This is a genomic window from Citrobacter rodentium NBRC 105723 = DSM 16636 (genome assembly GCF_021278985.1).
GTDB classification, from domain to species: Bacteria; Pseudomonadota; Gammaproteobacteria; order Enterobacterales; family Enterobacteriaceae; genus Citrobacter_A; species Citrobacter_A rodentium.
The window spans coordinates 3,253,575-3,271,363 of record NZ_CP082833.1; the positions used below are offsets into that span (position 1 = coordinate 3,253,575).

Genomic DNA, 17,789 nt, shown 5'->3' on the forward strand with positions numbered 1-17,789 from the left:
TCCTGTGAAAAGGCTGATTGCATTATGTCTGGCGTGCGCCGCGTTGCCAGCGTGGAGCGGCGTATATATTTACGGTACGCGTATTATTTATCCTGCGCAGAAAAAAGACATTACCGTGCAGTTAATGAATGATGATAAGCGCAGCTCGCTTATCCAGTCATGGATTGACGACGGAGATACCAGCCTGCCGCCAGAAAAAATTGATGTGCCTTTTATTCTGACGCCGCCGGTGATAAAGATTGCGGCAAACTCCGGCCAGCAGTTAAAGATAAAACAACTGGCTCATCACTTACCCCGCGATCGCGAGAGTTTGTTCTATCTCAACGTGCTGGATATTCCGCCTAATTCAGACGGCAGCAAAGATAAAAACGTCATTAAATTTGCCCTGCAAAACCGGATTAAATTAATTTATCGACCCCAGGGCGTGCCGAAGGTGGATAAAACCAGCTTTACGCGTTTGCAGTTAGTCCGAACGCAGGGCGGCGTAACGGTAATAAATAACTCCGCGAACTGGATCACGCTACCGGAAGTGAAAGCAGGCCATAAGTTGAATAAGGCAACGCTGTTACTGGCGCCGTGGACGACACAAACGCTAACCACAACGGTAGCCGTCAGCCACTATACCGTGACGCTGATTGACGATTCAGGCAACTATATCAGCGAAAGCCTTACAGCAGCGAATTGAGTGCGGGAAGAGAATCTAAGGACAGATAATGGAAAAGATAAATACTATCACGTTGTCAATTCTTGCCGCATTACTCATTTCGTCAGCCAGAGCTGAAGAGGAAACGTTTGATACGCATTTTATGACTGGCGGATTGAAAGGGCAGAAAGTTTCCCGTTACCAGATAGATAGCAACAAACCGATGGCCGGGCTTTACGAGATGGATGTTTATGTCAATAAAGAGTGGCGCGGAACATGGGAAATTGATGTACAGGAAAATCCTGATGATACCTGCGTGAACGAAGATCTGATTGCCAGTCTGGGAATAAAATATCATGCTCCTGTAGAACAACAGCGCGATCAATGTATTCCATTGAAAAACGTAGTACGCGAAGGCAGCGTAATTTACGATACCGCCACTTTTAACCTCTACCTGAATGTACCCCAGGCCTATGTTACGGAATATGAAGCTGGCTATTCGCCGCCGGAGACGTGGGATCGCGGCATTAACGCTTTTTATACCTCTTACTATGCCAGCGAATATTATAGCCATTATCAAAACGACGATAGTGAGAGTAATAGCTATGCGAATTTTGTCAGCGGGCTCAATCTGCTCGGCTGGCAGTTACATTCTAATGCGAATTTTGCGCAAAGCGCGCATTCAAACGGCAAGTGGCGGAGCAACACTCTGTACCTGGAGCGGGATTTCCCGGCAGTGCTGGGAACACTGCGCGCAGGCGTGCAGTACAGCAGCGGGGATATGTTTGATACGGTCCGTTTTCGCGGGCTGCGATTCTGGCGGGATATGCAGATGTTGCCGCATTCAAAACAGAATTTCGCTCCGGTTGTGCGCGGCGTGGCGCAAAGTAACGCGCTGGTGACGATTGAACAAAATGGTTTTATTGTCTATCAGAAAGAGGTGCCGCCAGGCCCTTTTGTATTTGACGATCTCCAGCTTGCCGGGGGTGGCGCCGATCTGGACGTCAGCGTTCAGGAGGCGGATGGCGCGGTTTCCCGCTTTATCGTTCCCTATTCTTCTGTGCCCAATATGGTACAAACGGGCGTCGCGAAATATGAGTTTGTCATTGGACAAAGCGATATTGAAGGCGCATCGCAGCAAACCGATTTTTTCCAGACAAGCTACCAGTACGGCGTGAATAATCTGTTGACGCTATATGGCGGCACGATGGTAGCCAGCGATTATCGTTCTTTTACTTTAGGGTCCGGATGGAATACCCCCGTGGGAGCGATTTCGTTTGATGGTACACAATCGCATAGCAAGCAGGAAAATGGCGATGTTTTTGACGGACACAGCTATCAGCTTGCCTGGAATAAATATCTGCCGCAATCGGCTACCCATTTTTCTCTGGCTGCCTATCGCTACACCTCCCGTAATTATCGCACCTTTAACGATCATGTCTGGGCAAATAATCGCGATAGTTATCATCGTGAAGATGATGATATATATGATATTGCTGATTATTATGAACACGACTTTGGTCGTAAAAATACCTTTTCTCTCAATATCAATCAGACATTAGCCGAGGGATGGGGATTTTTTACTACCAGCGCCTTGTGGCGCGATTACTGGGGGCGTGGCGGGAGCGGCAAAGACTATCAGTTAAGTTACAGCAACTCCTGGCAGCGCCTGAGTATTACCTTATCGGCGACCCAAACCTATGACAGCGATAACCGGGATGATAAACGCCTTAACCTCTATTTTTCGCTCCCGTTAGCATGGGGAGAAAGTGCGTCCGGGAGAAGCCGCGATAGCCATCTTGCCAATTCCACGACCTTTAATGATGACGGGTATGAGTCGAATAACACCAGCCTGAGCGGCACCTTCGGCAATCGCGACCAGTTTACTTACAATACTAACCTGAGCCACCAACGGCAGGAGCATCAGACGACGGCAGGGGGGACGATAACCTGGAACGCGCCGTTGGCGACGATCGCAGGCAGTTACAGTCAGTCGGATAAATATCATCAGGTGGGCGGAAATATTCAGGGCGGTCTGGTGGCATGGGCTGACGGCGTGCATTTAGCTCCTCGTCTTAATGATACGATCGCGATTATCAAAGCGCCGCAGCTGAAAGACGCGACGGTGCAGGGGCGGCCTTATTTGCGCACCAGCGCCAAAGGGTATGCCGTCTATGAAGCGCTGACGCCGTACCGGCAAAATTTTATCTCGCTTGACGTTTCAGATAGCGACAGCCACGTTGGCCTGTTGGGAAACCGCAAAATCACCGTTCCCTACCGCGGAGCCGTGGTGCTGGTTGAATTCGAAACGGAAAAAAGGAAACCGTTTTATTTCCAGGCTCGGCGGCAAAATGGCGAACCGCTGACCTTTGGCTATGAAGTCGAGGATGAGCACGGAAATAATGTCGGGCTGGTGGGACAGGGCAGTCGGGTATTTATTCGTACTGAAGACGTACCCGCAGCGGTAAAAGTCGCCACTGATAAACAGCAAGGGCTTTTCTGTCATATCACTTTTGATAAACAGATAGATGAGAATAACGTTTATATTTGTCGGTAATATTCAGGCGGCGCGATGAAAAGACTGTTATTGTTAATATTGATGTCACTGTTTTCGCAGGCTGGCTATGGGGCATGTAGCGCGACCATAACCAATACCAGGGATTATACTATTCAGTCCGACAGTTTAATGCTGGGAGGAGAGGAGGTCGTTAATATTGCGAATGCGTTTACCGATACTCACTGTACGAATAGCGACGTGGTGACTAAATTAGAGACTTCTGAATATATCATTGGCATGGGGCCAGGCGATAACGTCAGGTTAAAAGTAAAGGTGGAATGGCAGTCCGATGCGGCCATTAGTATGCGCAATAAAAATGGAATAATTGAAGCTCCGTATAAAGTCACTATTTCGGAAACAAACTCCCTGGAGGCGGTGACTGTTTCAGCACATGGCGGTTACTCGGTGAATATCGAAAACATAGCAGTCATGTCGGGCGCAACGAATCAGAGAAGTTTTGTTGACTGGTTGTTGATTGCGGCGAAATATCTGAGCTGCAACTGGAAAAGAGAATGTATCGCCGGCGTGCTGGCTTCATTAAATGGTCAGGGCGTATATAAGGCTAACTTAACGATAAATTACAACCGCAAGGAGACAACCTGCGCGCCGCAGAATCTCACCATCACGCTGGATCCTGTTCCCATCGCAAGGCTGCGGAAAAAAGGCGAGGTCAGCGAGTTTTCCAGACAGGGAGATATTATTCTGGACTGTAAAAATCAGGTACGCAATGCAGCGCTGGCATCCCGGCAGATAAACGTTCATCTGCGCAGCGATCTGCTGTGGGATGAAAATGAGTCGGTTCTCCGGCCCGAAACGGATAATGGCGTGGGTTTTATCCTGAGAGATGCAAATCGTAACCTGCTGAAGATAAACCGAGGCGCGGCGCTGAAAAGCCAGTTTAAGAGCTATAGCAAAGGCAGCGTATTAAATTCAGTAGAAACCATACCTGTGTTTGCGACTTACTATGTTATCGATCCGGCAAAAATCCACGCTGGCGCTTTGCAATCCAAAGCGTTAATCGTCGTTTCTTACAACTGATATGAATGCGCGCACTCTCCTTACCGAAAGTGCGCATCTGGTCAGCGATGATAAAAAATCTCACCGTCATAGGCCTTGATAATCTTGCCGTCAGTATCGTTAATCAGCACGTAGGCGCCGCCCATATAGGTCCAGTGCGTACCGGCATCCGGTGCGGGCAGGTTGCGCAGTTTCCACTGCTTAATGTTGTATTCGTCGGTACGGTACAGTTCCGGGACGGTATCGCCCGGTTTGAAGTGGGTAAAGTCAGCCACGAAACTGCTGAGTTCATATTGATCAATCCCCTTTGCGGCGACGGTTGTTGCGGGTACGGCCCAGACCGCGCTGGAGGCGAGCAGTAATGCGCCCATCAGCAAACTTTTTTTCATACTTCGACGTTCTCCACAGGTTAGGATTATCACGATAGTCGCGTATCTTTTCCGGCAGTCATTATAACTGACAAGCGGAGCTTTGTTAGATTCCCCGGAAAATCGTAAAGAATGTAAATGCCGCTCATTGTCTGCCTGCGTGACCTTATCCGATGCCGGTTTCCCCAGGCAGGCTTACCGAAGGTGAGCCAGAGGGAGAAACGCGTGCCGGGAAAAGGGTTACAAATCAGGGCCGGGAGGGGTATTATCGCCATGTGACGGCGGCATACACTGATCTGCCGCAAAATGACTCGGGGTGCCCTTCTTTATTGAAGGCTGAGAAATACCCGTACCACCTGATCTGGATAATGCCAGCGTAGGGAAGTCAGACACTGCCCGTGTCCCTTCTTCGCGCGGGCAGGAGCTTAACTATGCAGCCTGACCTGCTCAATCGCACGCTTGCCGTGCGCACTTTGCAACAGTTTCGAACCCTTTCCCCCTTAATCCACTGTATGACGAATGATGTGGTGCAGAGCTTTACGGCAAATACGCTGCTGGCGCTCGGCGCTTCTCCGGCAATGGTTATTGAGCCCGACGAGGCGCGACAGTTCGCGTCGGTTGCCAGCGCGCTGCTGATCAACGTAGGTACGCTGACTGAAGCGCGCGCAATGGCGATGCGAGGCGCGGTTGAGCAGGCGAACAGCGTCAATACGCCCTGGGCGCTTGACCCGGTCGCCGTGGGCGCGCTCGACTTTCGCCGTCGCTTTTGTCTGGCACTGCTGGCGTTAAAACCCGCCGCTATTCGCGGCAATGCTTCGGAAATTATGGCCCTGGCTGGCGTGACGGCGGGTGGTCGGGGCGTTGATACCACCGATGCCGCCGCAGCCGCGTTACCGGCGGCGCGGCAGCTGGCTGCCCGCACCGACGCTATCATCGTCGTTACGGGGGAAGTGGACTACGTGACGGACGGCGAGCGCGTTCTTACCGTAGCGGGCGGTGATCCGCTTATGACCCGTGTTGTTGGCACCGGCAGCGCGCTTTCGGCGGTGGTTGCTGCCGCCTGCGCGCTGCCAGGCAACAAAATCGAGAATATCGCCTCCGCCTGTTGCTGGATGAAGCTGGCGGGGCAGCGTGCGACGGAAAGCTGTCAGGGGCCGGGCAGTTTTCTTCCGGCGTTCATTGATGCGCTTTATCTGCTGGGGACGGAGGTGAAGCATGAAACGGATTAATGCGTTAACGATCGCCGGCACCGACCCCAGCGGCGGCGCAGGTATTCAGGCCGATCTGAAAACGTTCTCGGCGCTCGGCGCATACGGCTGCTCCGTCATCACCGCGCTGGTGGCGCAGAATACGCGTGGCGTACAGTCGGTGTATCGTATTGCGCCGGATTTTGTCGCCGCCCAGCTGGACTCCGTGTTCAGTGACGTCCGCATTGATACCACCAAGATTGGGATGCTGGCGGAAACGGATATCGTGGAAGCGGTCGCCGAAAGGCTGCAGCGCCACCAGGTACAGAATGTCGTGCTGGACACCGTCATGCTGGCGAAAAGCGGCGATCCGCTGTTGTCGCCTTCGGCGGTAGCCACGCTGCGCACGCGTCTGCTGCCGCAGGTGTCGCTGATCACGCCGAACCTGCCGGAAGCGGCGGCGCTACTGGAGTGCCCACACGCCCGTACCGAGAGAGAGATGCTGGAGCAGGGGCGGGCGCTGCTGGCATCAGGCTGCGGCGCGGTGCTGATGAAAGGCGGCCATCTCGACGATGACCAAAGCCCGGACTGGCTCTTTACCCCGGCAGGCGAACAGCGCTTCACCGCTGTGCGCGTGAATACCAAAAATACCCACGGCACCGGCTGCACGCTGTCTGCCGCGCTGGCGGCGTTGCGCCCGCGGCACGGCGACTGGGCCGGTACGGTGCAGGAGGCGAAAGCGTGGCTCTCCGCGGCGCTGGCTCAGGCGGACACGCTGGAGGTTGGCGCGGGCATCGGCCCGGTACATCATTTCCATGCGTGGTGGTAGCGTATATACTGGCAAAAGTGTTGCTGTCAGGAAAAACGCCCATGGAACAAGCGCATACCCGGCTTATCGCTCAACTGAACGAACGTATCACAGCGGCGGATAATACGCCGCTTTATATTAAGTTTGCCGAGACGGTAAAGAATGCCGTACGCAGCGGCGTGCTGGAGCATGGCAATATTTTACCCGGCGAGCGGGATCTCAGTCAGTTAACCGGCGTGTCGCGCATCACGGTGCGTAAAGCGATGCAGGCGCTGGAGGACGAGGGGGTGGTCACCCGCGCGCGCGGTTACGGCACCCAGATTAACAACATCTTTGAATACTCTTTGAAAGAGGCGCGCGGCTTTTCGCAGCAGGTTGTCCTGCGTGGGAAAAAGCCGGACACCCTGTGGGTCAACAAGCGGATCGTTAAATGCCCGGATGAGGTTGCGCAACAGCTGGCGATTGCCGCAGGCAGCGACGTCTTTTTACTGAAGCGCATCCGTTACGTCGACGAGGACGCGGTTTCGATTGAAGAGTCCTGGGTTCCGGCTCATCTTATTGATGATGCAGATGAGATTGGCGTATCGCTGTACGATTATTTCCGCAGCCATCATATTCATCCGCAGCGTACCCGTTCGCGGGTGAGCGCAAAAATGCCCGATGCGGAGTTCCAGTCGCATATCCGTCTGGACAGCAAAGTCCCGATACTGGTAATCAAACAGGTGGCTCTTGATCAGCAACAGCGCCCGATTGAGTACAGCATCAGCTATTGCCGCAGCGACCTCTATGTTTTTGTTTGTGAAGAGTAGGCGGCTATTGCGCGTTAAGCGCCACCCGCAGCTCCTCACGAAACGGCGCGCAGTCGCCGCCGCGATGTCCCACGACCCACGAGGCCACGGCGTTGCCGAGCAGCACCGCGTCGGCCTGCGGCCAGCCGGACGCCAGCCCAGCCAGCATACCCCCGGCGTGGCTGTCGCCTGCGCCAATGGTATCGACAACCGTTGTCGGGAAGGCGGGCACGCAACCCGCGTCGCGTTCAGTAAAATACCACGCCCCCTCTTTATCGTGACGCACCACCAGCGGCGCGGCGAACCGCGCCACCCACTCAGCGCCAAACGCCTGCATATCCTTGCTCAGCGCTAACCGCGCCCCGGCGATTTCAGCTTCCTGCCGGTTGAGCGACACCAGCGGACGGCAGGCCAGAACGCGCGACATCAGCTGTTCAGGGATATCGGCGATACGCGGGCCGAAATCGATAAACGGCGTAACGCCCTCCAGCCCTTCCAGCCAGGCGACCAGCCGTTCGCCGCACGGAGCAGCCAGTTGATAGCCGGAAAGATAGAGCAGACTGCCGCGGGCGACCGCGAGCTGCGCCAGCCACTCAGCGCTCCACTGGTTTTCGACGCCGCTGAAAGACATAAAGGTGCGTTCCCCGTCCGGCTCAACCAGCGCCAGACACCAGCCGTTATCGCCGTGGGCGTTATCGATGAGGCTGTGCAGCCCCTCTTTGGCCATCCGGTTGCGGATAATCTCCGCCCACACGCCCTGACCGAGCGGCAGGGCGTGGCTGGCCTCTATTCCCAGCCTCTTCAGGGCGACGGCGACGTTGAGCGCGCAGCCGCCGACGTTAACGCTTTGCTGTTTGAGTTCAATATCACAGCCGCGCCCGGGCAGGGCACTGGCGTCGGCAATCACATCAATCACCGCCGCCCCGACCACCATAACTGGCCGACGGGCGTGCAGGTCGCTAAGCCGTTCGTACAGTCGCGAAGCGTTCATGCCTCCTCCCGCTGCTGGCGCAGGCGCGCAAGTTCCGTGGCGTAGCGAGCGAAATCAAGCTGGTTGGCCGCATCCAGCTCCCGTTTCAGCGTCGGATCGATGGCGTCAATGCCGTGCAGCGCGCCGCAAATAGCGGTGGCCATCGCGCCGATAGTATCGGTATCGCCGCCGAGATTGGCGCACAGCACCGCGCAGCGGCCAGGATCGGTCTGCGCCAGTTCAACCATCGCAACGGCGCAGGCCACCGATTCAAGGGTGCTGGTGCCGGTTCCCACGACCTGATACAGCTGTTCGCTGGCCGTTTCGACGCCCTCGGCCTGGTGCACGATTTTCAGCGCCATCTCCAGCCGCGCGGCCAGCGAAGCGCTGAAGGTGGTGATCCGTCTCTCCTGTGCGTGCCGGGCGATAGCCGGTAGCGATACCACGATATCGGACCACGCTTCGCCGTCGACGGCGCGTGAGATTGCCCATGCGACCACCACCGCCCCGGCAATGGCGAGATCCGACTTATGGGTCGGGCTGGAGGCCAGCGCCACGTCGTCGATAAAGGCGTTAAGATCGCGCGCCGGAAGCAGACAGCCTAAGGGCGAAACGCGCATCGCCGCGCCGTTGGTGACGCCGTTGTTCTCCAGCTCCGCCACCGGCCTGCCGTCGCGTATGGCATTGAGCGCGATTTTCGACGTCGGGCCGAGGACGTTTTTATTGAAGGCGTCAAAACGCAGCGCCCAGTCGAGAATATGGCGGCCTATCAGTTCCGGGTCGATCGCCCCCTCGCGCTCCAGCAGTGCATCCGCCAGACAGAGCGCCATTGAGGTATCGTCGGTAAACTCCGCCCGCTTAAAATAGCAGGCGGCGCTATTTTCTTGCGGGCCCGGCAGGAAGCGATCGATCCAGCCGAAGTGCGCTTTGACGCGGCTTCGTGGCCACAGTTCGGATGGCATTCCCATCGCATCCCCTAACGCCTGCCCGTAAAGAGCACCGAGAATACGCTCTGCTTTCATTTTACTTCCCCTTGTGTCAACGCCGTATCGCGAACCTCAATAGCGGTAATCTCTCTGTCCGATTCGCGAAAGAAAATCATAAATAACACGGCAATCACCGCAATCATTACCGCGCCGAATGTCCACATCCCTGCCCAGTTGAAGGTGAGACCATTGACCGGCTGCGGATACGCAAACATTTTCTCCATCATTACCCCGCCGAGGCGGTAGCCGAGCAGGCTGCCAAAGCCCTGACAGCAGAGCGTGATAAGCCCCTGCGCCGCGGTGCGCATATGCACCGGCGCTTTTTTATCCACGTAGATATAGGCGGTCACGTAGTAGAAATCGTAGCTTACGCCGTGCAGCAAAATGCCAAGGAACAGCAGGGCATAAGTGAAGTATTCTTCTGCGCCGCCGTAGATAAAGAACGCGTAGCGGATCGCCGCGGTGATAAGACCAAGTAATAATACCTTCTTAATACCAAAACGTTTGGTGAAAAACGGCAGCGCCAGCATAAAGAAGATTTCGGAGAACTGACCGAGCGTCATCCAGCCGGTGGCGTTTTTCATGCCGACTTCCGTCAGATAGCCGTTGGCGAAGATGTAATAAAACGCCAGCGGCATGGCGAACAGGAACGAGCAGAAGAAAAAGACGAGGAAGTTTTTATCGCGCAGCAGGATCAGCGCGTCCAGCCCGAGCATCACTTTGAGGTTCATCTTGCCGGTGCTTTTCGGCGGCGTATCCGGCAGGAAGAGGGCGAATACGCCCAGTAAGACGGAGCTGGCGGCGGTGATCAGCAGCGGAATATTGGTTGGAGAGATGTCGCTATAGCCCAGCATCTGCGGCAGGAAGCCGCAGACGAGCCCGGAGGCGATCCAGCCGAGGATGCCCATCACGCGGATGCGGGGAAAATCGCGCTCCACGTCCGGTACGTTAGCGAAGGCGATACTGTTGGTCAGCGCGATAGTCGGCATATAGGTGAGCGAGTAGGCCAGCAGCAGCGGGAAGAAGCTGGCGAAGGTGGTTTGCTGAGCGGCAAAATAGATCAGCGCGGCGCCAGCGAACATCAGCACCGCCAGCACTTTCTGCGCCGGGAAAAAGCGGTCTGTGAGCGATCCGACAAGGATTGGCGACAGAATAGCGGCAATGGCGGTACAGGCGTAGGACCAGCCGATCTCGCCGGCGGTAAAGCCGCTTTTACTCAGCCAGAGCCACAGCGGAACGAACCAGGCTCCCCAGATAAACCACTCGACGAACATCATGAACGACAGTTTCACTGTAGTTTTCATCTTTAAATCCTTCATGACAGGTAAGGTACGCTAAGACAGTACCATTTAATAATACCTTTCAAATACCTTTAAGGTGAAATATTGACCGGCGTAACACTTTTTCGTCAGTGAATCGTGCCAGCAGATAGCACTGAAAACATGCCCTGCAAATGGAAAAAATGGCCGCTCAGTACCAGGCTTATTGCTGCCCGCAAAAGCGGGTCAGGATAATCCACATTCCGAATTATTCGGAACTTACGGGAGCATAGCTATGACCGATATTGCGCAGTTGCTTGGCAAAGACGCCGACAGCCTTTTACAGCATCGTTGTATGACTATTCCATCCGATCAGCTCTACCTGCCGGGTCACGACTACGTTGACCGCGTCATGGTAGATAACAACCGTCCGCCAGCGGTGCTGCGTAATATGCAGACGCTGTATAATACCGGACGTCTCGCCGGAACCGGATATCTGTCGATTCTGCCGGTTGACCAGGGCGTGGAGCACTCGGCTGGCGCCTCCTTCGCCGCCAACCCGCTCTATTTCGATCCGAAGAACATCGTTGAGCTGGCGATTGAAGCGGGCTGCAACTGTGTGGCCTCCACTTACGGCGTGCTGGCCTCCGTCTCGCGCCGCTACGCCCACCGCATTCCCTTCCTGGTGAAGCTGAACCATAACGAAACCCTGAGCTACCCAACCGAGTACGACCAGACGCTGTACGCCAGCGTTGAGCAGGCCTTTAATATGGGCGCGGTGGCCGTAGGCGCCACGATTTACTTTGGTTCAGAGCAGTCACGTCGCCAGATTGAAGAGATTTCCGCCGCCTTTGAACGCGCCCATGAACTGGGAATGGTCACCGTGCTGTGGGCCTATCTGCGTAACTCCGCGTTCAAGAAAGATGGCACGGATTACCATGTCTCCGCCGATTTAACCGGGCAGGCCAACCACCTGGCGGCAACCATCGGCGCGGATATCGTTAAGCAGAAAATGGCGGAAAACAACGGCGGCTATAAGGCGGTGAACTTCGGCTATACCGATGAGCGCGTGTACAGCAAGCTGACCAGTGATAATCCCATCGATCTGGTGCGTTATCAGCTGGCGAACTGCTATATGGGGCGCGCGGGCCTGATCAACTCCGGCGGCGCCGCGGGCGGCGAAACCGATTTAAGCGATGCGGTACGCACGGCGGTGATTAACAAACGCGCCGGCGGCATGGGGCTGATTCTCGGTCGCAAAGCCTTCAAAAAATCGATGGCCGATGGCGTGAAGCTGATCAACGCCGTACAGGATGTTTATCTCGACAACAAGGTCACCATCGCGTAAAAAAACGGGCTGCGGCGCGCTGCCGCAGCCGTTAATTTTCATTCGAAACCCCATTTCAGTAAATTCGCACCCCCTTGCCGATCTGCTTCACATTTCCTTCTTCTTTTGTGAAAAGTATCACCTCCTGCCGTGCATATGCCCAAAAAATAGCCGCCCCTTAGCGAGAATTGTCCGAAGCGAAGACGCTTTTTTGCACATACATTGAATTTCGAAACAGCATTTCAAAGCTGCGCTAAGGACTCTCAATGAAAATAGAATCTGTCAACGTTACCGTTTTCCAGTATCCAACGCGTCGGGTCGCCGACAGCGCCGGACATTCCCATCCCGGTCCCGAAAATCTGGCGAAAATGGCCATGCTCACCATTACCGCTGACGACGGCAGCCAGGGATATTCCTTCGCGCCGCCGGAAGTGGTGCGCCCGTTCGTGGTGAACACCTTTTTCCGCAAAGTGATGACGGGGCAGGACCCGTTCAACCGCGAACGCATCTGGCAGGATCTGGTTCACTGGCAGCGGGGCAGCGCCCATCAGCTCACCGAACGGGCGCTGTCGTTTGTTGAGCAGGCGCTGTGGGATCTGATTGGCCGCAAGCTCAATATGCCGGTGTATAAGCTGCTCGGCGGCTATCGCGACAAGGTGCCGGCGTACGGCAGCACGATGTGCGGCGACGATCTACCCGGTGGGCTTTCAACGCCGGAGGAGTATGCGGCCTTTGCCGAAAAGCTGGTCGCGCGCGGCTATAAGGCGATCAAGCTGCATACCTGGATGCCGCCGGTGTCTTTCGCGCCGAACCCGAAAATGGACGTTAAAGCCTGCGCTGCGGTGCGTGAAGCGGTGGGGCCGGATATTGAGCTAATGATTGACGGCTATCACTGGTACAGCCGTACCGATGCGCTGTACATCGGCAAGGAATTAGAGAAGCTGAACTTCGCCTGGTTTGAGGAGCCGATGGAGGAGGAGAGCATGGCCTCCTACGCCTGGCTGGCGGCAAATCTCTCCATTCCGGTTATCGGTCCGGAAAGTCTGGGCGGTAAGCACCACAGCCGCGCCGACTGGGTGAAGGCGGGCGCCTGCGACATTCTGCGCGCCGGGGCTAACGGCGTGGGCGGTATTTCGCCGACGCTGAAGGTGGCGAATCTGGCGGAGTCGTTCGGTATGGATTGCGAAGTTCACGGTAACGGCGCGGCAAGCCTTGCGGTCATCGGCGCGATCAAAAACTGCCGCTGGTACGAACGCGGGCTGTTGCATCCGTTCCTCGACTACGATGAACCGGCCGCTTATCTCAACCGCATCGTGGATCCGATGGACGCCGACGGCTTTGTCCATCTGCCGCAGCGCCCGGGTCTCGGTGAGGACATTAATTTTGCCTATATCGAAGCCCATACCGTCAGCCATGACTGACTAAAAACAAGACATGCCCGATAAGCGGCGCTGTCGGGCAAAGTGTACCCTACAGGCGATATATCCATGAAACGAACTCCTTTTCTGGGCGCGTGTTTACTCACGCTTGCCATGATGATGGGGAGCGGGACGACGATGGCCAGAACGCCGCCCGATCAGCTCATCATCGGTATGAATATGAACAACCTGCTGACCCTCGACCCGGCGGCGATGACCGGTAACGAAGTGGTCGGCATCGTGGTCAATCTGTATGACTCATTGGTGGAGCTGGACCCCAGCCAGTTGACCCATGTTAAACCAGCGCTGGCGAAATCCTGGGATATCAGCCCGGACGGCGCAACCCTGACCTTCCATTTGCGCGACGACGTGAAATTTCACTCCGGCAATCCGCTCACCGCGCATGATGTCGTCTGGTCGATGCGGCGCATTCTGCACCTCAATCTGGCGCAGGCGTCGGTATGGAAATCCTATGGTTTCAGCAGGCAGAATATCGATCGACAGATCGCCGCGCTGGATGACCACACCGTGCAACTGACGCTGCCCAAAGCCAACGATCCGCAACTGGTGATTTATTCGCTGGGCGCGCTCGGCAATCTCGGCGTGCTGGACAGTAAAACCGTAACGCAACATGCGGTAAACAGTGACTGGGGTAACCGTTGGCTGACCACCAACGAAGCCGGTTCCGGCCCTTTCATGCTGGAAACCTGGCAGGCGAAAGACATTCTACGGATGAAGCGCAACCCGCACTACTGGCGCGGTGAAGCGAAAATGAGCCGGGTGGTGCTGCGCCATTTTCAGGAGTCGCAAACCCTGCGCCTGATGATTGCCAGGGGCGATCTGGATATCGCCAGCAATATGGCGGTATCGGATATCAACGCGCTGCGCAGCGATCCGGCGTTGACGGTGGACGCGGTCCAGCGCGGTACCGTCTACTACGTGGCGATGAGCATGAAGGAGCCGCATTTCGCCAACCCGAAAGTGCGGGAAGCGGTGCGCTATCTGATTGACTATCAGGGGATCAATAAGGCGTTGATGCCGGGCTACGGCGTGCTGCATCAGCGTCCCATCAAAGCCGGTATGCCCGCCACGCTGGCGGATCCGGGCTACCGCCTCGATATTCCCCGCGCCAAAAAGCTGCTGGCGGAGGCGGGCTATCCGGACGGGTTCGATACCACGCTGCGGGCGCTGGCCGACCAGCCATTCCAGAATATCGCCATCGCCGTGCAGTCGACGCTGATGCAGGCGGGGATCAACGCCAAAATTATCACCGGCACCGGTAATCAGATCTACGGCGCGATGCGCGAACGGAAGTTCGACATGCTGGTCGGGCGCGGCGGCAGCGGCATGGAGCCGCATCCGCACTCCAGCCTGCGGGCGCTGGTTTATAACCCGGACAATAGCGATGAGGCGCGGCTGACCAATTTTCAGGGCTGGCGCACCGGTTTCTACGACCAACAGCTTAACGAGATGATTGATCAGGCGCTGCTGGAGCGCGATGCGCAAAAACAGATCGCCGCGTATCAGGCGATTCAGACCCGCTACGACCGGTTGATCCCGGCGCTGATCCCGCTGTCGCAAATGGTGGATTCAGTGGTGGTGCGCAAAGTGGTGCGGAACTATCAGCCGCATCCGTCGGCGACCACTTTTCTGCGTGAGGTCTACAAAACCGGAGGTGAACAATGAGCGGTACGATACTTGCTCCGGGTAGCCGCGGCCGTCGCGTTGCCAGTCGGTTTATTCAGGTGGCGATAACCCTGTTCGGCCTGCTGCTGTTGACCTTTTTTATTGGCCGGGTGATGCCGATCGATCCGGTGCTGGCGATTGTCGGCCCCGACGCCGATCAGAGCACTTACCAGCAGGTCTATCAGCAGCTGGGCTTTGATAAATCGCTGGCGGCGCAGTTTGCCATCTACCTCGGCAATCTGCTGCACGGCGATCTCGGCAATGCGCTACTGACCGGCAAACCGGTGATCGACGATATTATTCGCGTCTTTCCGGCGACCATCGAGCTGGCGACGATGGCGATAATCGTCGGCGCCGGGCTGGGTATTCCGTTGGGCGTGCTGGCCGCGGCGCGGCGCAACAGCGTCGCCGATTACATGGTACGCATCATCAGCCTCGCCGGTTACTCAACGCCGATTTTCTGGGTCGGGATGATGGGGCTGCTGGTGTTCTATGCCTGGCTGAACTGGGTCGGCGGCGCCGGGCGGCTGGATCTCGGGCTGGACGGGCTGGTGCCGCGGCGTACCGGTTTACTCACCATCGACGCGCTACTGGCCGGGAATGCAGCGGTGTTTTGTAATGCGCTCAACCATCTGGTGCTGCCCGCGTCGCTGCTCGGCTTCCATTCGCTGGCTTATATCAGCCGGATGACCCGCAGCTTTATGCTGGCGCAGCTGTCGCAGGAGTTCATTATTACCGCCCGCGTTAAAGGGCTGAGCGAACGGCAGGTGATCTGGAACCACGCCTTTCGCAATATTCTCGTGCAACTGCTGACGGTGGTGGCGCTGGCCTACGGTTCGCTGCTGGAAGGGGCGGTACTGATTGAAACCGTCTTCTCCTGGCCCGGCTTTGGCTCCTATCTCACCGGCAGTCTGCTGCTTGGCGATATGAACGCGGTCATGGGCTGCGTGCTGTTAGTCGGCATCATTTTCGTGATGCTTAATCTGCTCTCCGACATGCTCTATCAACTGTTTGATCCGAGGACTACATCATGACCGTTTCTCTGGGTACGCTGCCCGGCGACCGCGAAAGGCGGGGGCGGATTAAACGCGCGCTGCAACGCGCAGGCGGATTTGTGGGCAAAATGGCGCGCAATCCGCTGACGGCGATCGGCGGCGGAATTATCGTCCTGCTGCTGGCGGTGGCGATTTTCGCGCCGCTTATCGCGCCCTATAACCCGCTGGTGCAGGATCTGAACAGCGCGCTGGTCGCGCCGAACGCGCAGCACTGGTTTGGCACCGACGAGTTTGGCCGCGATATTTTCAGTCGTCTGGTTTACGGCGCGCGCATCACGCTGTACATCGTGCTGCTGGTGTCGGTGACCGTGGGGCCGCTGGGGCTACTGCTGGGCGTGAGCGCAGGCTATTTTGGCGGCAGGGTCGATATGGTGCTGATGCGCGTCACCGACATCTTTATCTCCTTTCCGGGGCTGGTGCTGGCGCTGGCGTTCGTCGCCGCCCTTGGGCCGGGGCTTGAGCACGTGGTTATCGCCATTACGCTTACCGCCTGGCCGCCCATCGCCCGTCTGGCGCGGGCGGAGACGCTCTCGCTGCGCCAGGCCGATTTTATCTCCGCCGTGCGGCTGCAGGGAGCCTCGCCGCTGCGCATACTGTGGCGGCATATCGTGCCGCTGTGCCTGCCGTCGGTCATTATCCGTATCACCATGAATATGGCGGGGATCATTCTGACCGCCGCCGGACTGGGCTTTCTCGGGCTGGGCGCTCAGCCGCCGGAGCCGGAGTGGGGGGCGATGATCTCCAGCGGGCGCACTTACATGATGGAGTGCTGGTGGGTGGTGACTATTCCGGGGCTGGCGATTCTGATCAACAGCCTGGCGTTCAACTTCTTAGGAGATGGCTTACGTGACATCCTCGATCCTCGCAGCGAATAATGCGCCGCTGCTTGACGTGCGTAATCTGCACGTCGACTTTATCAACGGCGGCGCGGTGACCCACGCGGTGCGCGGCGTCTCCTTTCAGCTTGGCCGGGAAAAGCTGGCGATAGTGGGCGAATCCGGCTCCGGTAAATCGACGGTCGGGCGCGCGCTGCTGCACCTGCATCCGAAAAAGACCCGCATTACCGCAGACAAAATGCAGTTTGCCGATGTGGATCTGCTCAATGTGAACGAAGCGCAGATGCGGCAGATCCGCGGGAAGCGTATTTCGATGATCATGCAGGACCCGAAATACTCCCTCAATCCGGTGATTTGCGTGGGCGATCAGATTGCGGAAGCGTGGCTTACGCACCATCCGGGGCGCAAAGCGGAAGCGAAGGCGAAAACGCTGGAGATGCTGGAGGTGGTGCGCATTCGCCAGCCGGAGCGGGTTTATCAGCTTTATCCGCACGAAATTTCCGGCGGACAGGGGCAGCGCGTCATGATCGCCATGATGCTGATCACCGACCCGGAGCTGGTGATTGCCGACGAACCGACTTCGGCGCTGGACGTCTCGGTGCGTTTGCAGGTGCTGGGGCTGCTGGACGATCTGGTGCAATCGCGCGGGCTGGGGCTGATTTTTATCAGCCACGACATCAACCTGGTGCGCAGCTTCTGCGACCGGGTGCTGGTGATGTACGCCGGGCGCGTGGTGGAGTCTGTCGCCGCAGCCGATCTTCATCATGCCCGGCACCCTTATACCCGGGGGCTGATCGGCGCGCTGCCGGATATCCACCATCGCCGCCCGGTTTTGCCGGTGCTGCAACGTCAGGCAAGCTGGCTCAGCGAATAAGGAACCCAAC

16 protein-coding genes and 1 riboswitch are annotated in these 17,789 nt (G+C 56.8%); of the genes, 12 read left to right on the forward strand and 4 right to left on the reverse strand.

All coding sequences use genetic code 11. From position 1 onward, the window contains the following. Positions 1-4 precede the first annotated feature (4 nt). Genes K7R23_RS15280 through K7R23_RS15290 form a run of 3 tightly spaced genes read left to right on the forward strand, consistent with a single transcriptional unit; the run spans position 5 to position 4,238 of the window. Entirely contained in the window at positions 5-685 is a 681-nt protein-coding gene (locus tag K7R23_RS15280; RefSeq protein ID WP_012906435.1) for a fimbrial assembly chaperone, read from the forward strand. A 28-nt stretch (positions 686-713) separates the two neighbouring features. Next, entirely contained in the window at positions 714-3,200 is a 2,487-nt protein-coding gene (locus tag K7R23_RS15285; RefSeq protein WP_012906434.1) for a fimbrial biogenesis outer membrane usher protein, read from the forward strand. Positions 3,201-3,215: 15 nt separating this feature from the next. After that, a complete protein-coding gene (locus tag K7R23_RS15290; protein ID WP_012906433.1) occupies positions 3,216-4,238 on the forward strand; it encodes a fimbrial protein in 1,023 nt (340 codons plus the stop codon). A gap of 41 nt (positions 4,239-4,279) precedes the next feature. Here K7R23_RS15290 and K7R23_RS15295 read toward each other — a convergent pair whose 3' ends face one another. Next, positions 4,280-4,606 carry an RcnB family protein gene (locus K7R23_RS15295; protein ID WP_012906432.1) on the reverse strand — a complete coding sequence of 109 codons (327 nt, stop codon included), beginning with the start codon at positions 4,604-4,606 and terminating at the stop codon, positions 4,280-4,282. A gap of 281 nt (positions 4,607-4,887) precedes the next feature. Next, positions 4,888-4,985, forward strand: a riboswitch (TPP riboswitch). Between the two features lie 31 nt (positions 4,986-5,016). Between K7R23_RS15295 and thiM the strand changes: the two genes are divergently transcribed. Genes thiM through K7R23_RS15310 form a run of 3 tightly spaced genes read left to right on the forward strand, consistent with a single transcriptional unit; the run spans position 5,017 to position 7,389 of the window. Further along, the gene (thiM, locus tag K7R23_RS15300) at positions 5,017-5,814 is read left to right on the forward strand and encodes a hydroxyethylthiazole kinase (RefSeq protein ID WP_024132747.1); all 798 of its coding nucleotides are present in this window, start codon (positions 5,017-5,019) and stop codon (positions 5,812-5,814) included. Next, positions 5,801-6,601, forward strand: a complete 801-nt coding sequence (thiD, locus tag K7R23_RS15305; RefSeq protein ID WP_012906430.1) for a bifunctional hydroxymethylpyrimidine kinase/phosphomethylpyrimidine kinase — start codon at positions 5,801-5,803, stop codon at positions 6,599-6,601. The genes thiM and thiD overlap by 14 nt, the downstream gene beginning before the upstream one ends. Before the next feature lie 41 nt (positions 6,602-6,642). After that, the gene (locus K7R23_RS15310; protein ID WP_012906429.1) at positions 6,643-7,389 is read left to right on the forward strand and encodes a GntR family transcriptional regulator; all 747 of its coding nucleotides are present in this window, start codon (positions 6,643-6,645) and stop codon (positions 7,387-7,389) included. Between the two features lie 4 nt (positions 7,390-7,393). Here K7R23_RS15310 and K7R23_RS15315 read toward each other — a convergent pair whose 3' ends face one another. From K7R23_RS15315 to K7R23_RS15325, 3 genes are read right to left on the reverse strand one after another with little or no spacing between them, the layout of a single operon-like run. After that, entirely contained in the window at positions 7,394-8,359 is a 966-nt protein-coding gene (locus K7R23_RS15315; RefSeq protein WP_012906428.1) for a PfkB family carbohydrate kinase, read from the reverse strand. Further along, positions 8,356-9,360: an ADP-ribosylglycohydrolase family protein gene (locus K7R23_RS15320; protein WP_012906427.1), complete on the reverse strand. Its 1,005-nt coding sequence runs from the start codon at positions 9,358-9,360 to the stop codon at positions 8,356-8,358. Before K7R23_RS15320 ends, K7R23_RS15315 begins: the two co-directional genes overlap by 4 nt. Beyond that, the gene (locus K7R23_RS15325) at positions 9,357-10,628 is read right to left on the reverse strand and encodes a nucleoside permease (protein ID WP_012906426.1); all 1,272 of its coding nucleotides are present in this window, start codon (positions 10,626-10,628) and stop codon (positions 9,357-9,359) included. The genes K7R23_RS15320 and K7R23_RS15325 overlap by 4 nt, the downstream gene beginning before the upstream one ends. Before the next feature lie 250 nt (positions 10,629-10,878). Between K7R23_RS15325 and fbaB the strand changes: the two genes are divergently transcribed. From fbaB to K7R23_RS15355, 6 genes are all read left to right on the forward strand, one after another. Beyond that, the gene (gene fbaB, locus K7R23_RS15330; protein WP_012906425.1) at positions 10,879-11,931 is read left to right on the forward strand and encodes a class I fructose-bisphosphate aldolase; all 1,053 of its coding nucleotides are present in this window, start codon (positions 10,879-10,881) and stop codon (positions 11,929-11,931) included. 245 nt (positions 11,932-12,176) lie between these two features. Then, positions 12,177-13,331 carry a mandelate racemase family protein gene (locus K7R23_RS15335; protein ID WP_012906424.1) on the forward strand — a complete coding sequence of 385 codons (1,155 nt, stop codon included), beginning with the start codon at positions 12,177-12,179 and terminating at the stop codon, positions 13,329-13,331. Between the two features lie 66 nt (positions 13,332-13,397). Next, the gene (locus K7R23_RS15340) at positions 13,398-15,014 is read left to right on the forward strand and encodes an ABC transporter substrate-binding protein (protein ID WP_012906423.1); all 1,617 of its coding nucleotides are present in this window, start codon (positions 13,398-13,400) and stop codon (positions 15,012-15,014) included. After that, a complete protein-coding gene (locus K7R23_RS15345; RefSeq protein ID WP_012906422.1) occupies positions 15,011-16,048 on the forward strand; it encodes an ABC transporter permease in 1,038 nt (345 codons plus the stop codon). The genes K7R23_RS15340 and K7R23_RS15345 overlap by 4 nt, the downstream gene beginning before the upstream one ends. After that, the gene (locus K7R23_RS15350; RefSeq protein ID WP_012906421.1) at positions 16,045-16,944 is read left to right on the forward strand and encodes an ABC transporter permease; all 900 of its coding nucleotides are present in this window, start codon (positions 16,045-16,047) and stop codon (positions 16,942-16,944) included. Before K7R23_RS15345 ends, K7R23_RS15350 begins: the two co-directional genes overlap by 4 nt. After that, positions 16,916-17,779: an ABC transporter ATP-binding protein gene (locus K7R23_RS15355; protein ID WP_042622964.1), complete on the forward strand. Its 864-nt coding sequence runs from the start codon at positions 16,916-16,918 to the stop codon at positions 17,777-17,779. Before K7R23_RS15350 ends, K7R23_RS15355 begins: the two co-directional genes overlap by 29 nt. The last annotated feature ends 10 nt before the right edge of the window (positions 17,780-17,789 follow it).